The sequence below is a fragment of the Oligoflexus tunisiensis genome (genome assembly GCF_001748245.1).
In the GTDB taxonomy this organism is placed as follows: domain Bacteria; phylum Bdellovibrionota_B; class Oligoflexia; order Oligoflexales; family Oligoflexaceae; genus Oligoflexus; species Oligoflexus tunisiensis.
The window spans coordinates 6,020,877-6,042,759 of sequence record NZ_BDFO01000001.1 but is presented as its reverse complement, the minus strand read 5'-3'; the positions used below and the strand labels follow the sequence as shown (position 1 = coordinate 6,042,759).

The following is a 21,883-nucleotide window of genomic DNA, read 5'->3' as shown; positions in this document are numbered from 1 at the left end:
TCTCCTAAGCTTTGAGTGCCCTAATTTTATCAATTCATGGAGGATCCGCCTAGCCCGGTCAGGGACTCGGAGATCCTCACAGCATGCTTGAGTTGTCAAGAATTAGATCTTGTGAAAGGGAACGGAGTTGGTCATGTCGCGGGCGCGGTTCTTCACACTGTCGCCGACTATCTGCTTGCAGTTATTGGCGTCCAAATCCTCTTTGCGACAGACTGCAGCGAAGTAGAGTTTGTCGTCGACGACGTATATGGTCACATAGGTGTTAATGGTCTGATCACCGATCGTTTCCGAATAATTCATTTCCACCGTGTCGTCCTTTAACTTTTTACCCAGTTTAAAAGTAAAGGGTTTGATGGTTGGAAACCAAAGCGATTCTCGCACGGCAAGGTCAGCAGCACTCAAGGGCGGGGCTGGAGGAACCTCAGCGGCACGGGCGGCGTTTTCCTGGGCATTGAGGTTATCAACATCAGCCTTGGTATAGCGCTTGGTACAATTTGCAGCGGCATAGGAAATGACTTTAGAATTGGCATTGCCATCGGCGGCAAATTCATATTGCACGACATAACTGGCCTGCAGAACACCAGGTTGTTGATTCACGCAGTCGCTGGCCCACCTGCCCACCAAAAAATCGGGTGGTGTTCCTGGTTCCTCGGAAGCTTCCGCGGTCGGATCGCCTTCCGCGGCACCGTCCACAGCTTGATCGGCGGTGGCTTCCTCGGCTGGCGTTTCCTCGGATGAGCTGCTTTTCTTCTCGCAAGCGAATCCAAGGACAAGGACAAGGCCCAAGACAACGTTACGACGAATCATAAATGTTCTCCCAAGTGTGCAGCTCATGGAATCTTTTAGTGGTGTAATATTTTGCAAGAAATGGGCCATGTTACGGTCCTTCGCAAGACAAGGAGTTGAATGCAAACGGAAAGCCCTCTGTCAAAACTCTGATCAAACAGTCTGTTGGAAACCTGGTCAGCCGGCGCATGAAACCTGATGCCCTGGCGGCAGAATCAACGTAAAAGTCGTATGACCCTTCGTGTCCTGATAGATCAAATCACCATGAAGCTGCTGGGCCAGGCGCCGGGAAATGAAAAGACCGATGCCTTTGGCGTCCGGGCCTTTCGTGCTAAACCCACGTTCAAAAAGATGGTCCCGCACCGCGGCAGGGAGCGATCGACCACCATTGGTGACCTGAACCAGGATGCGCCGCGTGTCGGAGTCGATCGCCACGGCGATCTCGATCCAACGTTCATCAATCGGCATGTCCGCCACCGCATCCATCGCATTGTTGATGAGGCTCAGGAGGATATGCTGAATGTGAGAGCTGACCGAAAAAATGGTGAGCGGATCGAGATTCATGCGCATTTCGATGCCGAGTCGTGTGGCCCGCATGCGGAGCAAATGCCAGGTGCGTTCGATCGTCAGTTTGAGATCGATGATATGTTCGTCCATTTCCTGACGGCTGAAGGCCAGGATGCTTTCCATCAACTGACGGGCGTGTCGGGCGGCATCGGCCAGATGCAGGTAGCTCTCACAGAGATGAATGGTTTCGCTCATCTGCTGAATCTCATCAATTCCGAGCTGACCGACACTGCGCCAGAGACCGCGGGCCTGCTCGGAGGAAAGCGCCATGCGGCTGATTGCGGTGCGGAGGTACTGCAGCTCACGCGCCGCAGGATGCTCATCACTCGGCGGCAAAAGTACCTCGAGCAGCGTGTGCATCGGGCGGCCACCACCCTTTTGCGTCAAATTCTTAACAAGAAGTTCCCGCTGCATCGCCGGCAAGGGAAGAAGACGCCCCACCTTTTGGACTCTTTCCTCGGGCTCCCGCAGATCCTCGGCGACGGCCTGATGCACGCCGTGCCACTCACGGGCCAGATCGCCCACCACTTCACCCAGCTGCGACATGCGATCCTGATACTCCTGCATGGCGAGGCGATGATTATCATCATAACGCATAAGCGTGTTGCGTACCCGCAGCCGCAATTCATCCGGCACGATAGGTTTGGCCAGGTAATCATCCGCCCCAAGGCCAAGACCCAGGAGCTTGTCCTCCTCATTCGCACGGGCGGTAATCAGGAGGATTGGTATGTTACGGAGACGATCCTGGCTCTTGACATACTTCATCACATCTTCACCGGAAACATCCGGCATCATCAGGTCCAGCAGCACCACATGGGGTTGCAGGGTTTCGATCAGTCGAATCCCTTCCTTGCCCCCGGTGGCGATCATCACCCGATAGCCTTCGGTCTTTAACAGATCCTGCACCACTTCACAGTTCAGTTCATTGTCATCCACCACCAGAATATTAAAGCGGGAGGGATTGGGCAGCGCGGCGATCGGTGCGGGAGCCTCCTGCTCCGTTTCCCGCCATTCCGGAGTTGTGGGAACAGCCGCGAGCGGCGCGACAGCCAGGGGTTCCTGCGGGCGCAGATCGGTGAAACGCTGCTCCGGTATCCAGATCCTGAAGGTGGAGCCTTCCTCGGGTCTGGAGGCCACCTCGATGCGACCCTTCATCAGTTCCACCAGATCCCGCACAATGCTGAGACCCAGGCCGGTCCCTTCATAGGACCGCCTTGCATCGCCTTCAATCTGAGAGAATTCCTCGAAAATGCGGTCGATTTTTTCCGTGGGTATGCCGATGCCGGTATCGCTGACCTCAAGGTAGAGACCTTCTTCATCTGTTTTCAAGAGCAGCTTCACCTGATTTGCGGCATCCATGCGTGAGAATTTATAGGCGTTGGCGAGAAGATTCCTCAGGACCGCGACGATTTTTTCGATATCATGCAGAAAGGTCTGGTTCTGATCGAGCTCATTCTGCAGAGTGAATTGCACCTGGGGGTACTTGAGCTGCAGGCTATCGCTGATATCCTGGATCCGGTGCACCACATCGCCCAGGGCAAATCGTTGAATGTGCAGATGCAGTTCACCACGTTTGGATTTGGCGAGATCCAGGATGGTATTGACCTGATCGCGAAGACCTTCAGTGAGTCGCGTGATCTTGAGGATCTGCAGTCGCAGGCGCTCGCCGATGGGACCGTATTGACCCTGGCTGATCAGATTCAGAAAACCCAGGATGCCATGAAGAGGCGTTCGCAGTTCATGCGAAGTGTTGTGAAAGAAGAGCGTTCGGGTCTGATCCCGTTCCACCAATTCCCGCGACAGACGCTCGGCCCGGTGGAAGGCGCTGGCGGAACGTTGCGCCACGATCTGGGTCTGGCAGATCATGAAGATGGCCGTTCCGATTTCAATGCCCATGGCTGAAAAACGCGTGTCGCCCAGGTACCAGAGCAGACTCATCAAGCCACTCGTCAGAAGCGCCAGCACCCCGACCAGCGCGATGAGCGAGCCTTCTTTCTTATGCCGCGTGGCCTGCACAAGAATCCAAAGACTGGCTGTGATGCAGAGGATCGCATGCCCATAGAGCAGCATCACCGGATATTCCGATTGATTCGTGGTTGTCAGCAGGAAGACAACCGTCAGCAGCAAGGCGCCAGGCCAGGTCACCCGACTGATGCGCGGTGAAGCGTAATCGGGAAAGCAGGCGCTCATGAAGCGATAGAACCAGGCGGAAGCCATCGCCAGCGTAATGTAAATGGAATCCCAAACCAGCTGCCAGGCCCAGGAGGGACTGACGAGGATCAGCCAGCCTCCGATCACGAAGATTGTACTGCGCAGCAGCATGATGCCCGAAAAAATAGCGAGCTCGCGCGTTCCTTCATCCTCACGGCGGCGCAGATAAAGACTGATCGCATGCACCGCGCAAAAGAGCATGATGCCCAGAAGAAACGCAGCCTTCATCTTCTCGGCGCTGGGATACGCTTCTTCATTCAAATAAAGAGCCGGCGGCTGCCAGAGCCCGCCCCAGTAGTAGTGAAAGTTGCTGACCTGGACCAGGATATGAAACACCTGCTGATCCTGAACTTCAAAATCAGGCGTCAGGGTGGTGCCGATCTGCGGTTTTTCCTGGGCTGCATCCGTCGCCACCCGACCGAGCTCAAAGAGGGGCAGCGCGCGGGACTCGGCCGTCGCATCAAAGACAAAGATTTTGCCGGCCACGTAAACCTGGGGCAATGCGAAGTGAATGCGGCAATGCCGACAGGGGCTTTGCACGCGCATCAAATAGGAGCCGTATCCAATGTTATCGAGCCTGGCGCCGGTGACGCTACGGAACGGTTTTCCCGGCTGGAGGTAAAGGGCATCGGGGTCCGTCTCACGGCGGAGAGCTTCCTCTGGAGACAGAAGTTCATTCGGGAAAAAGCGCCAGTCGCCAAGGATGCGAAGGGCGTCCTTCCCATCCCAATCACGCAAGTCAAGGGTACCCTGCACCGCTTCCCGTATGACCGCGGCGGTCAGGGAGGAGGGCAAACATAGGAGCAGTATGAGGACAAGGCTGCGCATATTCCATCCGGTCGACAATTGACCTTATGGGATCGGCAACCCGCTGAAACAATAAAGGGAATTCGCCCTGCGTAACGAGGCTATGGGAATTTTTTTAAGGATTTCAGAAACTTGGTGTTAGCCGCCGGCCTGCTGAAGCTTCCAACCCTGCTCCTGGAAATAGGCGAGGGCCTTGTCCTTGACGTCACCCTGGAATTCCGCCCGGCCGTCCTTCAGGGTGGCGCCGCAGGCGGAACGCTGTTGAATGGCTTTGACGAGGGCTTTGACTTCCTCTTCGCTGAAGGGGAAATTCCATAGAACGGTCACCGTTTTACCGCCACGGCCCTTCATTTCCAGCCGCATTTTGGTCGGGCCCGCGGCCGCCTGCCAGCTCTTGGTTTTGTCGTCCTTGCGGGTGGAACCCTTGCCTGTGACGTAAACCAGCTTGTCCGCCATCGCTTATCCTTTAGACTGGAATCCTGATTTTCTTTTCTGCACTGGGACGATACAGCACAGCCTTATGGCCAATGACCTGAACCAGCGTGGCTTTCACGCCATCGGTGAGACGGTCCATCATATCGCGCATTTCCATCTGATCGTCGCAGCGGATCTGCACTTTGATCAATTCGTGGAAATTCAATGTGGTTTCCACTTCCCGCAGAACCGCTTCGGTGACGCCGTATTGGCCGACAATGACCACGGGGTTCAAATGGTGGGCCTGGCCGCGAAGATATTTAATTTGCCTGCTTGTCAGTTTTTTCATGGTTTTCTTCCTCGATAAGGACCCTTGGTTTAGCTCGAACCCGTCAAGAATGCAAGATTAAAGCAGAACGAAAAAATCCAAATCCGCGGTCGGCAAAAAACGGCCGTCATCGATTTTTTCATCATCCAGGTCGCGGCCGCTGACCACCTGATAAAGCAGGCCTATGCCCACCCGGAAGCCAACCTTGGGTCCCCGCCACTGCTGGGACAGACTGCAGCCAAAGCGATCGGCGCGCAGCTCTGCCAAATCAAAGCGAGCCACATGAGCTGCAAGAACCAGTGTTTCTGTCGGCGACCTTTGAATTTCACCGGTCAGCTCAAAGCGCTCCTGCGCCAGGCCCAGAAGCGATTGCAAAAGGAGCGAGCGATGCGTGATGCTATAGTTTCGGTGCATGCGACTGCCGTCCTCCCGCACCGGATGTCCATTTTCATCACGCGCTTCGTAGTCGGCGTCGGGATACTTTTTCTTCCAAAGGCGACGCTTGCCTTCCTCGGTGAGTTCGATTTCGCCCTTGCCGGAACCGGCTTCCCACGAACTGTGCACGATCAAGCGTTCTGAAATCGCATGGCTGAAGACCAGGCGGGGGTGCACGCCGGTGACATTGAGTTCCTTGAAATTATCCTTCTGCGAGCCCCAAAAGAGCGAGTCACGGTTCATTCGCACAAAATCAACACCGAGCGAAAGGCTCTGCCGCCCGTTCTGCCAGATCTGACCACGCGCGTAGATGTTGGTGGCGCCGGCCATGAACGCCGGCAGATCCACACCCAGGCCAGTCATCGATCGGACCGCATATTCCGTCTCGGGTCCAATCTTCCACACGCCTTCCGGGACATAACCGTTGGTTGTGCGGCTCATCAGACTTGAAAGCGGCGCCACAGGTTCATTTTGAGCCAGGGAAGCGGTTGCAAATCCCAAGCAATAGCTTATGATAAGCGCCGTCATGAGCCCCATCCCGTAAGACTGGGGAAAGACAGCTGAAGGCCAGGTTGCGATTCTCTTCATTGCGGTCCGCCTGATCGGTTGTTCGCGCACATTTGCCTTATTACTTGAGAGAGCCAGAGGGAGCAAGCAGTTTGAGCACGCAAGAACGAATCACGCCGCGTAAATTGAAAGGCTTCCGTGACTATCTGCCGCAGCAGGCGAGTCTGCGCAAGCACATCCAGGATCGCATCTACCAAAAGGCCCAGCAGGCCGGCTTTCTGCCGATCGATACCCCTGTCGTTGAATATGCGGAAACGCTTTTGGGCACCGGTGGCACGGATACGGATAAGGAAGTCTATCGTTTCGAGGACCACGGGGAACGCATGGTGGCCCTGCGCTTTGATCTGACCGTTCCCTTCGCGCGCTTTGTCGCTGAAAATTATTCGGAACTTGTTTTTCCCTTTAAAAAGGTGCAGATCGGCAACTCATGGCGCGGCGAGAAACCTCAGAAAGGCCGTTACCGTGAATTCTGCCAGGCGGACCTCGATATCATCGGAGTGGATTCGCTCGCGGCGGATGTGGAAGTGTTGTCCTGCATCATGAGCAATCTCGTCGACCTGGTGCCCGGTTCCTTTACGATGGCCCTCGGACATCGCATTATTCTGTCCGGTCTGATCAAAGCCTGCCTGCCCCAGCTGGTGGCGGGTGGGGAAAATCGCACGCTGATCGCTCTTGATAAATTGGCGAAAATCGGTGAGCCGGCCGTCAAGGATCTTATTCTGCAGATCGAAGGCGCGGAAGCGCAGGGCGCGGAACGCCTGCTTCGGGTTTTGCAAGGGCGGAATGCGGCCGGTCATACCGATTTGAATCCCATCAAGGAACTTCTGGCCGGAACGCCCGCGCTTCAGGAAATCAAGCGACTCGAGGAAACGGTTGGCCTTTTGCAGCAGCTTTATCAAAAGACCAAGGCCAACGTTCGCATCGATCTCAGTATCGCGCGCGGCCTGGGTTATTATACTGGGATCGTGTTTGAAACCACGATCGATGGCCTCGATGGCTTTGGTTCCATATCCTCGGGCGGGCGTTACAACGGGCTCGTCTCGCGCTTCTCCAGTCAGGAACTGGCAGGGGTTGGCGGTTCGATCGGTGTCGATCGTCTGCTGGCCGCTTTGGAACAGCTGGGTCTTGCCGAGGACAAAACCCGGCGCGGGATCTTCATCGCCCTGGCCGGTGAAGAGGGCCGAAGCTATGGCTTCCAGTTGCTCGGTGAACTCCGCGCGGCAGGCGTCATGGCTGACATCGCTTTGAAGGAAGGCAAACTTGGCAATCAGTTTAAATTCGCTGATAAACGCCAGTATCAGTACGTTCTCACCGTGGGTGGTGATGAGGTGGCGAGCAAAACCGTCAGCATCAAGGATCTGGCCAGTGGCCAGGAAAGAAAGTCCGTGCCCTGGACCGAAGCCCTGACCGAGCTTGCGAAGCTCAGCTGAGCTTGCGTGGCTGGGGGATGATAGGATATTTTGAACTATCGGATTCTAAACAAAAGGACTTCCCGCTGATGAGTATGACTCTGCCCTTCTTGAAAACGGTTCGTGGCAAACAGATCGCGCTGGCTTTGGTGTTTATCTTCCTCTCCGCCATCGGCATCGATCAGGTTACCAAACGTCATGCTCAAGCCAGCCTGATGACCTGGGAACATCCGACCAACCTGGATATGTTTAAATCCACGGTTTATCCCGTGGCATCGGTGGGGAAACCCGATGCCCCCTATGCGGCGAATGAGTTTTTCATCCGCATGAATTTTCAGTATGAGCGCAATCGCGGTGCGGCTTTCAGCATGCTTTCGAACCTGCCCGATAACGTGCGCGTCCCGTTCTTTTATCTCGTGACGCTGATCTGCGTGGTCTATATATCGTTCTACCTGCGCACGCTGCCGATCAATTTTCATCTCACACGTTTTGGGTTGGTCATGATCCTGGCGGGGGCGATTGGCAATTTCATCGACCGGCTGATTCAGGGCTATGTGATCGACTTTATTTCGGTCGGCTGGAATATCTTTGGCTGGCGTCATGACTTCGCTGTCTTCAACGTGGCGGATATCGCCATCAACGTCGGTATCATCGCCTTCATCCTGGAAATGATCCTGAGGCGCAAGCCTTTGATCGCGGATTTTGGGAGCGCCGCAGCGCCCGCCAAGGTCGAAGGTTAAGCTTTCCCGGGTTCGGCCAAAGCCTGCGGCAATCGTTCCGCGAGGCGGCGGCCGGCCTCCTCCAGTGTCCCAATCTCCTTGCAGAACGCAAAACGCACCAGCCGCAGGCTTTCCTGTGCTGCGGCGGCATCCGCATAAAATGTGGAAACGGGCAGACAAGCCACCCCGACTTTTTCCGTCATCCAGGCTGCGAATTCCATATCCGGAACATCCCGAATCTGACGGTAATCCGCGGTGATGAAGTAGGTGCCCTCAGGGGCCTTGCAGGTGAACCCGTGCTGACGCAGGATGGCCAGGAGCTTGTCGCGCCGCCGCGTATACTGCTCACGGAAATCCACATAATACTCCTGCCCCAGCTTCAAGGCGGCGACCATGCCCGCCTGGAGCGGCGTGGCGGAACAGAAGACGGTATATTGATGGGGAATGCGAATCAGCTCGCTCAGCTTCCTGTCGGCAAAGGCGAAGCCCACCTTCCAGCCGGTCATGCTGAAGGTTTTGGCGGTTGAGGAGATGGTAATCGTGCGGTCGCGCATCCCCTCGAGGCGGGCGATCGGCAGATGGCGGGCCGGTGTGAAGATCAGCTCCTCATAGACCTCGTCGGTGATCACGACCAAATTTTTTTCCTGGGCGAGTTGCGCGAGGCTCAGAAGGTCACTGCGCGAGAAAACCTTGCCCGTGGGATTATGCGGACTATTCAGGATCAGAATCCGGGTTCGGTCCGTGACCGCGGCCTTCAGATCATCCAGTTCAAACGACCAGTCCGGCCCGCGCAGGGGAACCGTTTTTAACACAGCTCCTGCCATGGCTGTGGCAGCGGGATAGCAATCGAAGAAGGGTTCAAAGGTCAGCACTTCATCGCCCGGGCCACAGAGGCCCATGATGCTGCAGAAGATGGCTTCGGTGGCACCGGAAAAAACAGTGACCTCGCTGGCGGCATCGTACTGCAGTCCATACTGCTCCGCCTGTCGCGCCGCCAGCTGACGCCGGAGCTCTCCCAATCCTGTGCTGGGCGCATATTGATTGAAGGAGCCACGGATCGCTGCGATCGCGGCCTCCTTGATCACAGCGGGACCGTCGAAATCCGGAAAGCCCTGAGCCAGGTTCACAGCCTGATGCGCGGCCGCGAGCTGGGACATTTTGGAAAAGATGGAACTGGAAAAAGCCTGCCATCGCGATACGAGCATCATGATTTCCCTGCAATGAAGTGGACAAGCGAGCCTCCAAGGCCCGTTCCCAGTGTCCCGGAAAATCATCCCGCGCGCAAGTCTCTCTCAGGGCGCTGCGTAATAGTGCATGTCCAGAAAGCTTTGCAGCATGGAGACGATTTGCGTGCCGTGAAAGTTCGCCATGCGAAACTTGTGGCAGTCGCGGTCGATGCCAATATCAATTTTCTGATTGCCCTGAACCACAGTGTAGAGGAGCTCAGGAATATCGGCGCAGAAGGGCTGACCTTCATCCATATCCACCAGTTTTGCGATCTGAATGGAGTTGATATCCCGCCTCATGGCGCTCACGAGCTCCCTTCCCATGCGGAGCAGGACGCGGCGCTCGACGCTGGGCGTGGGGACATACTTTTGAATCTCCACGAAGACCGTCCCGTTGTCCTCGACCGTGATGGACGCCGAGGGACAGGTCCCAGGGCAGAAGCCACCCGATTGCTTCAGATATGCGATGGGCCGGGCGGCCGCCACGGATGCCATAAAGAACGCGGACAGCAGTATGAGATATTTCATGGGTTCATCCTCAAGGTGAAAAGCTGAGAAAGTGTTGGCAGTCCAGGTATACCGAAATCCGCAGGGAACTGCCTAAACCGAAAAGTATTCATGCCAGGGTGCTCAAGCCAGACTGAACCATCGATTGGTTGGAAGCTCCCATGATAAGCTGCTGTTTTACCCGACGGTCGGAAAGCGAGGCTTATGGATATCTTATTGGAATGGATCAAACAGTTTATCGACATCATCCTGCACATGGATCTTTATTTGAATGCCTGGATCAGCTCCATGGGACCATGGATCTATGTGCTGCTCTTCATGATCATCTTCTGCGAAACAGGGCTGGTCGTGACTCCATTCCTGCCTGGTGATTCGTTCCTCTTCGCCCTCGGGGCTCTGGCGGCTTTGGAGAATGCCTACCTGAGCCTGCCGATGCTGCTCTTCCTTCTGTCGATCGCGGCCATCCTGGGCGATGCCTTGAACTATGCGATCGGAAAGTATATCGGGCCACGCGTGTTTTCCAAGGACACGGGCATCTTCCTGAACAGGAAGCATCTCCTGGCCGCGCAGGCCTTCTATGAAAAGCATGGAGGCAAGGCCATCATCATTGCCCGCTTCGCCCCTATTCTGCGGACCTTTGCCCCATTCGTGGCCGGCATTGGGCATATGCGCTACAGCCGCTTTCTGGCCTACAATATTGTCGGTGGATTGCTGTGGGTCTGGAGCTTTCTCATCGCTGGCTTCATGTTCGGGAACATGCCGCAGGTGAAAGACAACTTTCACATCGTGATCTTTGCCATCATTTTCCTCTCGCTGGTGCCGGTCGCCATTGAAACCTGGCGAGGATGGAAGGACAAGCAAACCCGAGGCGCCGCGTTGAACGAACGCTGAATCCTGGGTTCTGACAAGGTTTCCGCGCATGATCCTACCAAAGCGCGGGAGCCTCGCCCCCATTCCTACCAATCGGTGCGTTTCACGGGAACGTGATGGTGCCGCAGTTTTCCTTAACGTGATGGACTTGCAGCTGAATTCTGAAATTCAGGGGCCTGGTACGTCCGTTGCTTTTGATTGGCAGCTTGAATAACACCTGCCACTCATATGAGCCAAAGAAGGAGAACCTCCATGAAGCTAGCGTCGGTCCCTCTGATCCTCCTGATCCTGATCAGTTTATTTGCGGCCTTCGTGCCGGCAACGGAACCATTGAGGACGGGTGGCGCCATCAATCCAGGGGATGTGGCCTGGATGCTTTGTGCCGCCGGGCTCGTTTTGTTCATGACGCCGGGTCTCTCCTTCTTTTATGGAGGCATGGTCCGGGCCCGCAATGTGATCTCAACCATGCTGCAGAGCTTTATCTCCATGGGACTCATCAGTATCATCTGGGTGATCGTGGGCTTCAGCCTGGCCTTTGGGGATTCCATCGGCGGTGTCATCGGTGACCCGCGCACTTTCTTTATGTTTAAGGGCGTAACCGGTGCCACCCATCCGGATCTGTCTCCCACCATTCCGCTTCTGCTCTTCGCCATGTTCCAGCTGAAATTCGCCGTGATCACACCGGCCCTCATCACCGGTTCGTTTGCGGAACGGGTGCGATTTACCAGCTATATGCTGTTTATCACGCTCTTCATCTTCTTTATCTACACACCGCTCGCTCACTGGACCTGGCATCCGAACGGCTTTTTGCGCACCATGGGTGTGCTCGATTTTGCAGGCGGAACCGTGGTGCATATGTCAGCTGGATTTGCGGCTCTGGCTGGCGCTTTGATGCTCGGCCGGCGCAAGGATCATAACGGGGAGGCCCACACTCCGGCCAATATCCCCTTTATTATTCTGGGAACGGGCATGCTCTGGTTCGGCTGGTTTGGTTTCAATGCCGGCTCCGCTCTCGGTGCGAATGAGCTGGCGGCTCAGGCCTTTGCCACGACCAACACGGCCTCGGCTTCCGCAGCGTTGTCCTGGATTTTCTTCGATATGCTCAAGGGTCGTAAACCGTCTGCGGTGGGCGCCTGTATCGGTGCGGTGGTCGGTCTTGTGGCCATCACGCCAGCCGCTGGTTTTGTCAGCATTGGGGCTTCGATCTTTATCGGCGCTTTCTCAGCGATCGTTTCCTCTTTCATGGTCTCTCTGAAATCAAAAACCGCGATTGATGATACGCTGGATGTGTTTCCCTGTCACGGTGTAGGCGGTGCGATGGGCATGCTGCTGACCGGTGTGTTTGCGAAGGATGTGGGGCTGGCGTTTGGGTCCACCCAAACGTTTTTGATGCATTGTCTGGCTCTGGTTCTCGTCAGTGGCTTCTCCTTCTTTGGCTCCTATCTCCTCTATAAGCTCACCGATTGGATCATTCCCATGCGTGTTTCGGTGGATGAGGAGGAACAAGGTCTCGACCTCAGTCAGCACGGAGAAAGCATGCTCGACGGGGACCCATTGCTCGGGGTCCACATGGAAGGTGAGACTCGTGGAACCAGCCAAGGGTTTCCCGTTGTGGGCCTGACCAGACCTGGTGCTCCAGCTTAGTCAGGCCTGAGGGGGCCTTTTCAACACCCTCTAGCGGGAAACTAAACTAGCATGCCTTTGCGCACGGAATCCGCTTGAGCTTTGCCTTTCAGCTGCTCGACCAGATTCAGCGCAAAGGTCATGGCGGTTCCAGGACCGCGGCTGGTGGTGATTTCACTGTCGACCACCACGGGTTCCAAGGTCAGTTTTGCATCGCGCAGCTGATCCTCAAAGCCCGGATAACAGGTGGCACGACGGCCTTTCAGCATGCCATGAGCACCAAGGGCAATGGGTGCCGCACAGATAGCGGCCACCTTGCGGCTCTGTCCCAGCTGGTGTTCGATCATCGAGGCCACCCGGGGATCATCGCGTAGGGCGTTGGCGCCGGGCTGGCCACCCGGCAGGACCACAAGATCCCAGTCCTTGCTTTGCTCCTGGTCCAGAAGACCATCGGCTTGCATGGTGATGCCGTGTGCCCCACGTACGGACTTGTCCTTCAAGGCGAGGGTTCGAACCTGCACATCCGCCCGCCGCAAAACATCGACGATCGTGACCGCTTCAATTTCTTCAAATCCATCTGCCAAAAGAACTGCGACTTGGGACATCACGTACCTCCTGGAAAATTACCTTATTTCTTCTTGTCAGCCTTTTTGTCTTTTTCGGCTGCTGCCGTGCTGGTGCCGGCTTTTTCGATCTCGAGAGTACCGGTCATCAGCGCGAAATGTCCAGGGAAGGAGCAGAAGTATTGGTATTTCTCGCCAGCTTTCAGCTTGTCTTTCGGCACAGTGGTCGAGTCAGACGCGCCGCCACCGACGATTTTCGTGTAAGCGATGACTTCGCCGCTGGTTTTCAGCTGTTCGCTGTTGGCGTCAATTTTCGCAGGATCTGCGCCAGCTGCCGCATAACGCGGTTGCAGAGCGGAAAGTTTGCCATTCGGCACGAGGACCACATTGTGGCCCATGGCGGCCGCGGGCAGCTTACCGATGTGTTTGAATTCAATCTTGATCTCTTGCTTGGCGCATTCAGCAGGCAGTTTGATTTCTTTCTTATCGTACTGCATCTGATCATTGCCGGTGAGGGTAATGGTACAGTCCACGGCAAGGGCAGCCTGAGCCGTGAAACCAGCGAAAGCGAGAGCCATGAGGGACATCTTCATAACGATCTTCCTTTCCAGAGAAATCCATAACGTCGTAAGCAGCAAATCTTATCGACCTTGAATGGCTTATCGCGCTCAGGCCGGTTAGGCAAGCGAGTTTTTGATGGCCGCTTGTGTTCATGAAGAAGGCGATCTGGCGGCCACTCTTACTGGCAGAAAGAATCGTTGCGGAAAGCGCGGTTTGGGGCTGTTGGCATTTATTACATGATAGTTCGGGCGGATCGGATCGAGTGTTTTCATGCGTTTAGTCAGAATGCTGGTGTTATCATTTTAGCCAATTGGAAAAATCCGCCCCGTAGACATCCGCCTGAGACGGAAAATTTCGGTGTGAATATCTCTTCTTAGGGCTCTCCTGATCATGGTGTGGACGCTGCTGCCCAATGATCCTTCAAATGCAGAGCGGCAGAGCCGATAAGCTATGGAATTTACGCATTAGCACAAATGGCTCAGGCCTTGCTTTAACAATCTATCGGCATTTGTGCGTCTGGAGTCGCTGCTACGCAGTGGTGCGTGCGTGAGCATCTGCCGGAATTCGATTGATTGTGGGTCAACGAATTCAGGGAAATAGGGCACTAGTCGGAGGTTTTGGGATGTTAAGATTGCAACGCTGGAGTTTGGCGGCAGCGTCGATCGTTTTGATCAGCTGTAGCCCCTACAAGAAAAACGGATACAGCGGTGGGGAACAGTCGGGTGCGACTGAGAACGTTGTTCCTGCTCCTGACAGCGGAAATGCGACACCTGAGCCTGGAAAGGCTGATAACCCAACAGAAGCCCAGAAGGATAATAACACTTTCCTCGTCATCTCGGATGAAGAAGCCTTGAAAGGGCTGAAGGAAGGTGAAACTCAAATCAAGATCGTCTGTGATCGCAACGCTGGCAAGGTCAACAAAGTGATCACCGCGTTTTGCGTGAATAACGTTCGTCCCAAAAGCCTTGTCGAATTACAGACCGCTTTGGGCCTGGCCTTCCCGGCCAACCCACAGCCTGGTCGTGGCAATAACGGCAGCGCCGGCAACGGTCCGGCCTTTGCGGTTCAGGGTCACTCCTCGTCGCTCGTCGGCAAGTTCGTGTCCGCCATCAACCCGCGCGTGATCCTGATGGATCGCAACGCCAACGATATCGCTCTCGGTTTCGTTCGCGGTGAGCAGTTCTCAGAAATTATCGTCAAGAACGCCGATAACACTTTTGATTTCTTCCTGGTTGGCTTTAAGCAGGCGTGTAACTCTTCGCCTGAGCACTGCAAGCCAGCTGACCTTCTGACCGCAGCGGTGGAGTCCAACTGGACTGAATTCACGCTGTATGAAGATGTTGATTTGAAGAATACGATCGTCGACTGTATGCACTGTCACCAGCCGGATGGTCCGCAGAGTCCGAAGATCCTGCGCATGCAAGAGCTTCGTAACCCCTGGACGCACTGGTTCCGTGATAATACTGACGGACGAGAGCTGATTGCGGACTATACCGCAGCCTGGGGTACCGACGGTGTCGGTGGTATTCCTGGAACCATGATTTCCAGTTCAGATCCTCAGCAGCTGGAAGATTTCCTGCGGGATAACAACCAGTTGTTCTCGGAACCTCAGGCGGCGAATGCGACTCCCCGAGATCAGCAGCCAAATGAATTCTTGACACGAAATATTCGTGATGAGTTGAACGATCCAAACAACAATGGGCGCAGCCCAACTGCTGAGATGCTGAGACTACGTTTCATGGCTCGTAAAGCGCTGTCCTTTACGAACGTGAACGGTGTGCTGACGCCGGCCAACGCTGACACAGCAGCGCCCAAGAACTATATTCCGATTCCGTTCTTTGGCTTGAAGGTTGCTGATCCAACTTTGCAGGCAACATTCACCAAGCAGATCCAGGATTTCAAAGCTGGTACGATTACAGCAGCTCAGTTCAAGGATACGCGTGAAATTTTCCCCGCGGATCAACAGGCCCTGGCTGACGTTGGTTTCGCTGTCGCTCCGAATGAGACGCCACAGAATATTCTGATCGCGGCTTGTTCACAGTGTCACCACTCGGCTCTGGATCAGACTCTGAGTCGTGCGAAGTTCAACGCTGTTGACTTCTCGAAGATGACTAACCTGAACGCCGAACTGGACGTTGCCATCGCTCGCTTGAAACTCGGTTATTCTCCTGAGCGCCTGAAAGCTTCAGGGATTAAGATCCTGGGTGCTGATGGTTCCCAGGTGGAGATGCACAAAGGTGAGCACCTCCTGACGATGCCGCCACGCCGCTTCAAGCAGCTGACGGATGCGCAGATCGATTCTGTGATCCAGTATCTCGAAAGCCAAAAGAAGAAGTAAGGCTTAAAAATCTCGATTAAACCCACGACCCCTCCCTTTGGGAGGGGTTTTTTTATGACCCGGGGGGCGTCAGGGGTTCTGTCAGTTCGACAAGAATGGGAGCAGCAAAGCGGTTAAAGAGAGGATTTCCTTCATCGTCTTCGCCTGGTGTGCCGTGGGCAAGCATTCCGTCCAGGTTGCTGCCCCAGGCCAATACCCGACCATCCTGAGTCAAAGCATAGGTAGTTCGCCAACTGCTTCCATCCAAGGTTGAAGCCAACTGTTTTATACCCCGCAATGCTTGACCGTTCGATTCGATAACATAGCTGGGTTTACTGACCATGATGTCTGAGCGATTAATACCTGCGCTGCCAACGGCGTTATCACCCCAGCACATGACTCTGCCATCAACAAGCAGAGCGCAATATGTCATACCATTGGAGCGTGTTTGTCGGGCAGGGCCAGACAAACCGTCGATTCTCCAGAAGGGACCAGCGCCTACCGTGGATGTTGGTGGTTGAGATGTTGGAAGAGCATTGCGGTAGCACCATACTTGACCCTTATCATCTACAAGACAATTCGCCATGTGTTCGAGTACCGGTGTAGGAAGAATCTCTTTCTGCCCGTTGGATTCGACCAACCGATAGCTGCAGTTCAATTCTGTCGTGGCAGGTTCAGAACAAACAAGACGTCGATCAACAAATGCATAGGCTATAGCTTCTTCCCAATTTTTTGGTGTGCCAGGACCTGCCATGAAATCGTAGTGGGCGTTGTCACCATACACGAGCTGCCAGCAATGAACTTTTCCTGATTCAAGTTCGACACACTGGTGACCAAATTTTTTGACTTTCTCAGGAAACTTTAGAGTGGTCTGATAGTTCACTTCTTTTCTTGAAGGGTAATTATCTTTGCCCAACAATGTACCCCAGCACACGACATCCTCTGTCTCCAGCAGAGCACAATTTCCAGCGATTTCCTTGGCGGCATGGCAGGAATCGAAACCCTTAAAGTATCCAGCCTGGCAGACATGGCTCAAAAGAGTCTTCTCCGCCTTGTCATTCACGAGCCTGCATTCATAGCGCCCCTCACCCCGCTTCTGAGCCAGACTCTCTGTCCACTTCGCACCCACACGATAAGCATTATCACAAAGCCTCGGCACACAGGTCACGGTCGCCGGATCGAAATCCTCATCCTTCGCACAACTGCGGCGGACGGTCAGAGGACATTGACTTTCCGCAGCAGCATTCGTTCCTTCGTGATAGAAGTCAAGGACACTCAACCGGAGATTATAAGAGCCTTCTGAAAGCTGTTGGATATCAAACTTTTGGGGGAGCTGCAGACTTGATTCTTCTATGGTTTTCAGGAAAAGATCCTGGACCTGTTCCCCTGCACTGGAATAAACACCGATCGTAACCTGATAGCCGGACAGCTTTCCAAGTGACTTTCTCACTTCAACCACATCACCCAGCGTGGAAGCGGCAAGCAAACCCTTGGCTGGACACTTCAGCCCCAGTTCCAGGACACCAGGACTTTCCAATGCCAAGGTATGGATGGTATCCGTCGCAGCCTTGGCATCCAGTTTGATTTCCGCTGTCAGAGTCGATTGCCCCGAGATCCGTGCCTTGACAAGGCCTTCACCGATGGGAAGAGCAACGCAAGCGCGGGGCGTAGGTGCCACGGACTCTTCTTTCTGATCCGCTCCCTGATATTGCACCTTCAACTGAGCCACCTGCTCGGGCGTGAGTTCCACCCCACCCGGATTGGTGAACTTCAAAAGAATTCTATTCCGCGTCTGTGCATTGAGATCGCACTGCACGGCAAGGGTATCATGCCGGTTGTTGAGGGAATGACAGCCGAGGAGGACGAGCATGCTGACGATTGAGCTGGATAACTTAAGCATGATGAACTCCCTCAAGGCGCCTGGATGAGTGTTGCATGAATGGTCCTGGGAATCCGACCGCCGGATGAAGCGACCGTCCCATTCCCGAGGCGACCATATTGATTATTACCCCAGCAATAAACCTGACCCGATTGGTGCACCCCACAGGCATGCCAGAAGCCAACAGCCAAAGTTTTTATGTCGCGCAGGATACTGTCATCGCTTTTCAAAATATCCTTGATGTCAAGTTGCGTCGGACGCGTACTGATAAATACACCATTGACTGTTTCACTGCCGCGGGCGTTGGAGCCCAAATGGCAAACAGGCTGACCATCGCTTTTCAGCACGCAGGATATCTCACCATTCAAGCCCACCTCCTGCGCCAGCTGAAGGAATCGTTTATCTTCTTCTGGATCGGTCATCACGCGCGGGATATCGGGGACCCCATGCGCGAAATTAAACTCCAAATTCTGCATGCGATCCGTCTTAAGACCCCAACAGAAAAGTCTCTCATCCACCAGCTGCGCACATTTGCCAATGGACTGCGAACTGATCCAGCGCGCGGGAGCGGGCAGGGTCACAGGAATCACGGGCGCCACCAACTCGGCATCAATCGCGGTCAGGTCCGTGCCCAAGGCCGATCCCTGACAGAACACAGCCCCATCCGAATCCAAGCCACAGATCTCGCGGTCAGAAACTGCCACCTGATTTATTTTCTTGTCTGCAAAGATGGGACGTGGATAAAGCCACGAACCAAACTGCAAAGTCTGATGCCGGCTCAATAGATCCTTGCCCCAGCACAGCGCCTCATTCGACCTGGTCACGACACAGTAGGTATCATGATCCGGGCCACCACCGACCACCAGCCTCGCCACATCCTGGAGTTCGCTCCCATCGGCAAGGCGGACAAATTGAGGTTGGCCATGAACTTCATACTGAACAAAGCCCTGGGCATCGACACCCTGAGGCAGAAATCCCCAGCACTGCACACGACCCGATGCGAGAAGCGCACAGGATGAAACACTGCTGACCGCCACCTGATGTGCAGGTTCCGACAACGGCAGCGGAGGCTGAGGACCCAAGGCCTGGCCTGAGCTGCCGACGGTATGGCTGGGACCGAGTGTATCAAAAACGTTATAACCCCAGCAGCTGACATCACCGTTTTCCAGGACGGCACAGCTATGATTCAGGCCGGCCGCCACCTGGGTGGCGCCCATGCAGGACGCGCGCGATTCGAAATAGCCAGCGTCACAGGTGGCATCTGTCGCCACCTTCACCGCCTGTCCGGACTGGAGCTGGCAGGTGAAGAGACCGCTACCCCTCTGGTTGGAAAGTGATTCCAACCAGAATTCACCGACGCGATATTTTTGATCACAGAGTTTGGGAATACAGCGGACCGTTTCCGGATCAAAGGTCTCGCTCTCTTTCGTGCAGCTGCGTTTCACCTGGAGCGGGCATTGGGAAGCGACCAGCAAGGCCTTGGGGTTATCACCGAAGAAACTGTCCCTGAGGCTGATGCTGACGGTAAATTCACCCTCGCTTAGGGCACTCAATTGAAGCCGAGTCGGCAGCTGGAGATCCTTATCACCAAATTCCTTACGGAACAGGGTGCCCAGGTTTGTGCCGTTTTTATCGCTGACAGTCATGTGGAGTTGGAGGTTTTGCAGATTGTCCGAGCTGTCCTTGACCGTCAGGAGGGGGGCGAGGCTTTCACTGGCCAGGAAACCCTGGTCCGGGCACGGCCACTCGAGATTCAGGAGCCCACGTTCGGCGAGCGGAAGATCGCGAACAGGTGTATCACGATCCGCCGGCAGATGACTTTCAAACGCCACCCACTCATGATCGGAACTGACCCGTACCGAAAGCTGGCCAGCCGCTTTGGGCAAGGCGAGGCAACCGGTATGGGTGGGGACCAAAGCTTCGGTTCGTCCGCTGTCATGGATGAAATCAGCCGACGTGCTGGCCAGCTCCAGAGCGGAAAGTGGGGCCCGCCCTGGGGTCAGGAGGCGAATATAGTTGATCTCTGGATTCACAACTTTGAGGCCGCAGACGACTTTGATATCCTCGACCCGATTGGAAAGGGTGCAGCTGGACTCAAAAATCTGGCTGAATATCAAGAGGCTGAGGCTAAAGACGATGGGTCGCACGCGCATGAGGCTCTCCTCCAAGGAGACGCGAATGTAGACCAATCGATAGAGGTTATCAAGTTAAATATGCTTAAATGGCTTATTAACAATCTTTAATAATTTCAAACGTTTGGAAGGTGATGATGGACTATAAACGCTACCGCTGCGACCTGCAGGTCCGTTTTGCGGATACCGATGCGCTCGGACACATCAATAATGCGGTTTATCATTCCTATATCGAATTGTGCCGGACGCAGTGGCTTGCGGAGGTCCTGCACTGCGGGCTCTTCACCTCATCCGAACGGTTTCCGATTATCCTGGCCCGAACGGAAATGGACTATCTCAAGCAGGGCCACCTTCAGGACCGGCTGCATGTCGAGGCCTTTATCTCGCATATTGGCGAAAAGAGCTTTCATCAGCGCTATGAAATTAAAACGCCGCAACACACCGTGGCGGTCGCCAAAGCGGTGCTGGTCTGGTTCGATTTTCATGCGAACCAGAGTGTGGCGATTCCAGAAGATAAGAAAGCCTTGATGCGGTACTACATGCCGGTCGACTAGGGAACCGGCTTTGTGCCCGCATCATAGGACTTTGCCTTAAGGCAGGTTCGGACCCATAACTGGCCCTTGGATCGACATCAGATAGGCCAGGATATGAGTGAAATTATTCGCTGGGGCGCCCGCAGCTGGCGGAGTAAAGTGCGTCGCCCGGTTCGCTGTATGGGCAGCGATACCGTTATTGCCGGCAGCCTGCAGGGCTGCTGCAGTCTTGGCATCCATCGTGTTGGCCGCTGCTGAGTGGCAGGTAGCATTCACGCAGGTTTGCATGAGAAGAGTTTTACCCGTCGCGGCCACTCCCACCGGAGCGGTTGGTGCCGGCGAGGCACTGGGTGACGGAGTTGGAGTGGGGGTCGGCGCCGGGGTTGGTGTCGGTGTCGTCTCACTCGGGTTGTTCGTGGATGTATCCGGGGTGGCATCCGCCGAGTTATTGGTCGTATCCGTCTGGTTTTTCCCCTGCTGACTGGCCTGATCAGGCGATGTGTTGGTCACCGTCGTCGGTTTTGGCTCATATACAGGAGCCTCGGCACAGGAAATCAAGAAAAGAAAAGTCAATCCGGTCCCAAGCAATTGCGTTTTCATAGTCCTGCCTACAATACGTGAAGTAGCGTGAAAGAGGTTTTGCCCTTATCGGCTCGAGCCCTCCAAACCTTGAGTCTCTATTTAAGTGTTCACCCTTCCCCAGTAATTCCAAGGGATTGACCCCAGCGGATTCATATTATTACCTAGCCTTTAATTCGTTGTGTCCAATTTATTTACACTTAACGACTAACGCCGATAAAGCTTATTCGTTTAAGATTATTGAACTTTTTTTAGCCAACCTTGCAATAAAATCCCGCCTTCCGTCGTCTACCCCAAGCATTCGGTGAATCGTTAAAAATAAATTGAGAAAAGAGAAATGGAGTCCCTTATGTTCAAACGAGTTCTAGCTTTGTCCTTCACGGCCGTTCTGGTTTCCGGCAGCGCCTTTGCGGCAGGTCCAGACAGTACCGATGCGAGCCAGCTGCAGGATGCGGTCACGGTTGCCCAGGATGCCCTGGCTGCTTTGAAGGGCCGCTTCGAAGGCCGTCCAGGCTACCACGCTCGTGGTGAATCCGTGGTGGTTGAGCTGGGTGACCACGCCAATGCTTACGACAAAGAGATCCTCGAAAAGCAACTGCCCCGCATTGAAGACTACCTTGTGAACGCCAGTCTGAAGTTTGGCGACGCCGCTCAGCTCCTGCCATCGAATGAAGGCACCACCATTTTCTACCAGGGCTGCGCGGACACCCTGCGGGCCCAGCGTCAGGTCGATGTTGTCCTCTCAAAAGTAAAACGCAGCAAGAATTTCAAAACCGCAGACTTCGACTTCATTCAGTCTGACATCCAACAGGCTTTGGCTGATAGCAAGTGTCGCTAAGCAACTGAAACG

The 21,883-nt window shown here is 54.7% G+C and carries 19 protein-coding genes; 7 read left to right on the top strand and 12 right to left on the bottom strand.

Annotated elements, in window-relative coordinates:
- Positions 1–102: 102 nt before the first annotated feature.
- The 5 genes from OLTU_RS25015 to OLTU_RS24995 all read right to left on the bottom strand — a co-directional run bounded on the left by OLTU_RS25015 (position 103) and on the right by OLTU_RS24995 (position 6,049).
- Positions 103–807 carry a hypothetical protein gene (locus OLTU_RS25015; protein ID WP_141735463.1) on the bottom strand — a complete coding sequence of 235 codons (705 nt, stop codon included), beginning with the start codon at positions 805–807 and terminating at the stop codon, positions 103–105.
- Between the two features lie 156 nt (positions 808–963).
- On the bottom strand, positions 964–4,392 hold the full coding sequence (locus tag OLTU_RS25010; protein ID WP_141735462.1) for an ATP-binding protein: 3,429 nt from the start codon (positions 4,390–4,392) through the stop codon (positions 964–966).
- A 117-nt stretch (positions 4,393–4,509) separates the two neighbouring features.
- Entirely contained in the window at positions 4,510–4,827 is a 318-nt protein-coding gene (locus OLTU_RS25005) for an SUI1 family translation initiation factor (RefSeq protein ID WP_141735461.1), read from the bottom strand.
- A gap of 10 nt (positions 4,828–4,837) precedes the next feature.
- The gene (yhbY, locus tag OLTU_RS25000; protein ID WP_141735460.1) at positions 4,838–5,134 is read right to left on the bottom strand and encodes a ribosome assembly RNA-binding protein YhbY; all 297 of its coding nucleotides are present in this window, start codon (positions 5,132–5,134) and stop codon (positions 4,838–4,840) included.
- A gap of 57 nt (positions 5,135–5,191) precedes the next feature.
- The gene (locus OLTU_RS24995; protein ID WP_218110250.1) at positions 5,192–6,049 is read right to left on the bottom strand and encodes a hypothetical protein; all 858 of its coding nucleotides are present in this window, start codon (positions 6,047–6,049) and stop codon (positions 5,192–5,194) included.
- Between the two features lie 158 nt (positions 6,050–6,207).
- Between OLTU_RS24995 and hisS the strand changes: the two genes are divergently transcribed.
- On the top strand, positions 6,208–7,545 hold the full coding sequence (gene hisS / locus OLTU_RS24990; RefSeq protein WP_176736937.1) for a histidine--tRNA ligase: 1,338 nt from the start codon (positions 6,208–6,210) through the stop codon (positions 7,543–7,545).
- A gap of 68 nt (positions 7,546–7,613) precedes the next feature.
- A complete protein-coding gene (gene lspA, locus OLTU_RS24985; RefSeq protein ID WP_176736936.1) occupies positions 7,614–8,264 on the top strand; it encodes a signal peptidase II in 651 nt (216 codons plus the stop codon).
- On the opposite strand, the gene OLTU_RS24980 is transcribed toward lspA, so the two are convergent.
- Together OLTU_RS24980 and OLTU_RS24975 are read right to left on the bottom strand one after the other, a co-directional pair.
- On the bottom strand, positions 8,261–9,451 hold the full coding sequence (locus tag OLTU_RS24980) for an aminotransferase class I/II-fold pyridoxal phosphate-dependent enzyme (protein WP_141735456.1): 1,191 nt from the start codon (positions 9,449–9,451) through the stop codon (positions 8,261–8,263). The genes lspA and OLTU_RS24980 overlap by 4 nt on opposite strands.
- Before the next feature lie 84 nt (positions 9,452–9,535).
- Entirely contained in the window at positions 9,536–9,997 is a 462-nt protein-coding gene (locus OLTU_RS24975) for a hypothetical protein (protein ID WP_141735455.1), read from the bottom strand.
- A 183-nt stretch (positions 9,998–10,180) separates the two neighbouring features.
- Between OLTU_RS24975 and OLTU_RS24970 the strand changes: the two genes are divergently transcribed.
- Both OLTU_RS24970 and OLTU_RS24965 read left to right on the top strand, forming a co-directional pair.
- The gene (locus tag OLTU_RS24970) at positions 10,181–10,867 is read left to right on the top strand and encodes a DedA family protein (protein ID WP_218110249.1); all 687 of its coding nucleotides are present in this window, start codon (positions 10,181–10,183) and stop codon (positions 10,865–10,867) included.
- 231 nt (positions 10,868–11,098) lie between these two features.
- Positions 11,099–12,490, top strand: coding sequence for an ammonium transporter (locus OLTU_RS24965; protein ID WP_141735454.1), 1,392 nt, complete (start codon positions 11,099–11,101; stop codon positions 12,488–12,490).
- 41 nt (positions 12,491–12,531) lie between these two features.
- On the opposite strand, the gene OLTU_RS24960 is transcribed toward OLTU_RS24965, so the two are convergent.
- Entirely contained in the window at positions 12,532–13,074 is a 543-nt protein-coding gene (locus OLTU_RS24960) for a DJ-1 family glyoxalase III (protein WP_141735453.1), read from the bottom strand.
- A gap of 23 nt (positions 13,075–13,097) precedes the next feature.
- Positions 13,098–13,625 carry an azurin gene (gene azu, locus OLTU_RS24955; RefSeq protein WP_141735452.1) on the bottom strand — a complete coding sequence of 176 codons (528 nt, stop codon included), beginning with the start codon at positions 13,623–13,625 and terminating at the stop codon, positions 13,098–13,100.
- Positions 13,626–14,215: 590 nt separating this feature from the next.
- On the opposite strand from azu, the gene OLTU_RS24950 reads away from it, so the two are divergent.
- Positions 14,216–15,931 (top strand): hypothetical protein, encoded by a 1,716-nt coding sequence (locus tag OLTU_RS24950; protein WP_141735451.1) that lies wholly within the window; start codon positions 14,216–14,218, stop codon positions 15,929–15,931.
- A gap of 52 nt (positions 15,932–15,983) precedes the next feature.
- Here the strand turns inward: OLTU_RS24950 and OLTU_RS24945 are convergent, their stop codons facing one another.
- On the bottom strand, positions 15,984–17,825 hold the full coding sequence (locus OLTU_RS24945; RefSeq protein ID WP_141735450.1) for an RCC1 domain-containing protein: 1,842 nt from the start codon (positions 17,823–17,825) through the stop codon (positions 15,984–15,986).
- A complete protein-coding gene (locus OLTU_RS24940) occupies positions 17,822–19,942 on the bottom strand; it encodes an RCC1 domain-containing protein (protein ID WP_141735449.1) in 2,121 nt (706 codons plus the stop codon). The genes OLTU_RS24945 and OLTU_RS24940 overlap by 4 nt, the downstream gene beginning before the upstream one ends.
- A gap of 113 nt (positions 19,943–20,055) precedes the next feature.
- Between OLTU_RS24940 and OLTU_RS24935 the strand changes: the two genes are divergently transcribed.
- Positions 20,056–20,475 (top strand): acyl-CoA thioesterase, encoded by a 420-nt coding sequence (locus tag OLTU_RS24935; RefSeq protein ID WP_141735448.1) that lies wholly within the window; start codon positions 20,056–20,058, stop codon positions 20,473–20,475.
- Positions 20,476–20,511: 36 nt separating this feature from the next.
- On the opposite strand, the gene OLTU_RS32090 is transcribed toward OLTU_RS24935, so the two are convergent.
- On the bottom strand, positions 20,512–21,054 hold the full coding sequence (locus OLTU_RS32090) for a hypothetical protein (protein WP_176736934.1): 543 nt from the start codon (positions 21,052–21,054) through the stop codon (positions 20,512–20,514).
- 328 nt (positions 21,055–21,382) lie between these two features.
- Here OLTU_RS32090 and OLTU_RS24925 point away from each other — a divergent pair, with 328 nt between their 5' ends.
- On the top strand, positions 21,383–21,871 hold the full coding sequence (locus OLTU_RS24925; RefSeq protein ID WP_141735447.1) for a hypothetical protein: 489 nt from the start codon (positions 21,383–21,385) through the stop codon (positions 21,869–21,871).
- The last annotated feature ends 12 nt before the right edge of the window (positions 21,872–21,883 follow it).

Bases quoted from the DNA above. Each gene is read 5' to 3' on its own strand.
- OLTU_RS25015 (WP_141735463.1), bottom strand. From the start codon at position 807: ATGATTCGTCGTAACGTTGTCTTGGGCCTTGTCCTTGTCCTTGGATTC.
- OLTU_RS25010 (WP_141735462.1), bottom strand. From the start codon at position 4,392: ATGCGCAGCCTTGTCCTCATACTGCTCCTATGTTTGCCCTCCTCCCTG.
- OLTU_RS25005 (WP_141735461.1), bottom strand. From the start codon at position 4,827: ATGGCGGACAAGCTGGTTTACGTCACAGGCAAGGGTTCCACCCGCAAG.
- yhbY (WP_141735460.1), bottom strand. From the start codon at position 5,134: ATGAAAAAACTGACAAGCAGGCAAATTAAATATCTTCGCGGCCAGGCC.
- lspA (WP_176736936.1), top strand. From the start codon at position 7,614: ATGAGTATGACTCTGCCCTTCTTGAAAACGGTTCGTGGCAAACAGATC.
- OLTU_RS24980 (WP_141735456.1), bottom strand. From the start codon at position 9,451: ATGATGCTCGTATCGCGATGGCAGGCTTTTTCCAGTTCCATCTTTTCC.
- OLTU_RS24975 (WP_141735455.1), bottom strand. From the start codon at position 9,997: ATGAAATATCTCATACTGCTGTCCGCGTTCTTTATGGCATCCGTGGCG.
- OLTU_RS24970 (WP_218110249.1), top strand. From the start codon at position 10,181: ATGGATATCTTATTGGAATGGATCAAACAGTTTATCGACATCATCCTG.
- OLTU_RS24965 (WP_141735454.1), top strand. From the start codon at position 11,099: ATGAAGCTAGCGTCGGTCCCTCTGATCCTCCTGATCCTGATCAGTTTA.
- OLTU_RS24960 (WP_141735453.1), bottom strand. From the start codon at position 13,074: ATGTCCCAAGTCGCAGTTCTTTTGGCAGATGGATTTGAAGAAATTGAA.
- azu (WP_141735452.1), bottom strand. From the start codon at position 13,625: ATGAAGATGTCCCTCATGGCTCTCGCTTTCGCTGGTTTCACGGCTCAG.
- OLTU_RS24950 (WP_141735451.1), top strand. From the start codon at position 14,216: ATGTTAAGATTGCAACGCTGGAGTTTGGCGGCAGCGTCGATCGTTTTG.
- OLTU_RS24940 (WP_141735449.1), bottom strand. From the start codon at position 19,942: ATGCGCGTGCGACCCATCGTCTTTAGCCTCAGCCTCTTGATATTCAGC.
- OLTU_RS24935 (WP_141735448.1), top strand. From the start codon at position 20,056: ATGATGGACTATAAACGCTACCGCTGCGACCTGCAGGTCCGTTTTGCG.
- OLTU_RS32090 (WP_176736934.1), bottom strand. From the start codon at position 21,054: ATGAAAACGCAATTGCTTGGGACCGGATTGACTTTTCTTTTCTTGATT.
- OLTU_RS24925 (WP_141735447.1), top strand. From the start codon at position 21,383: ATGTTCAAACGAGTTCTAGCTTTGTCCTTCACGGCCGTTCTGGTTTCC.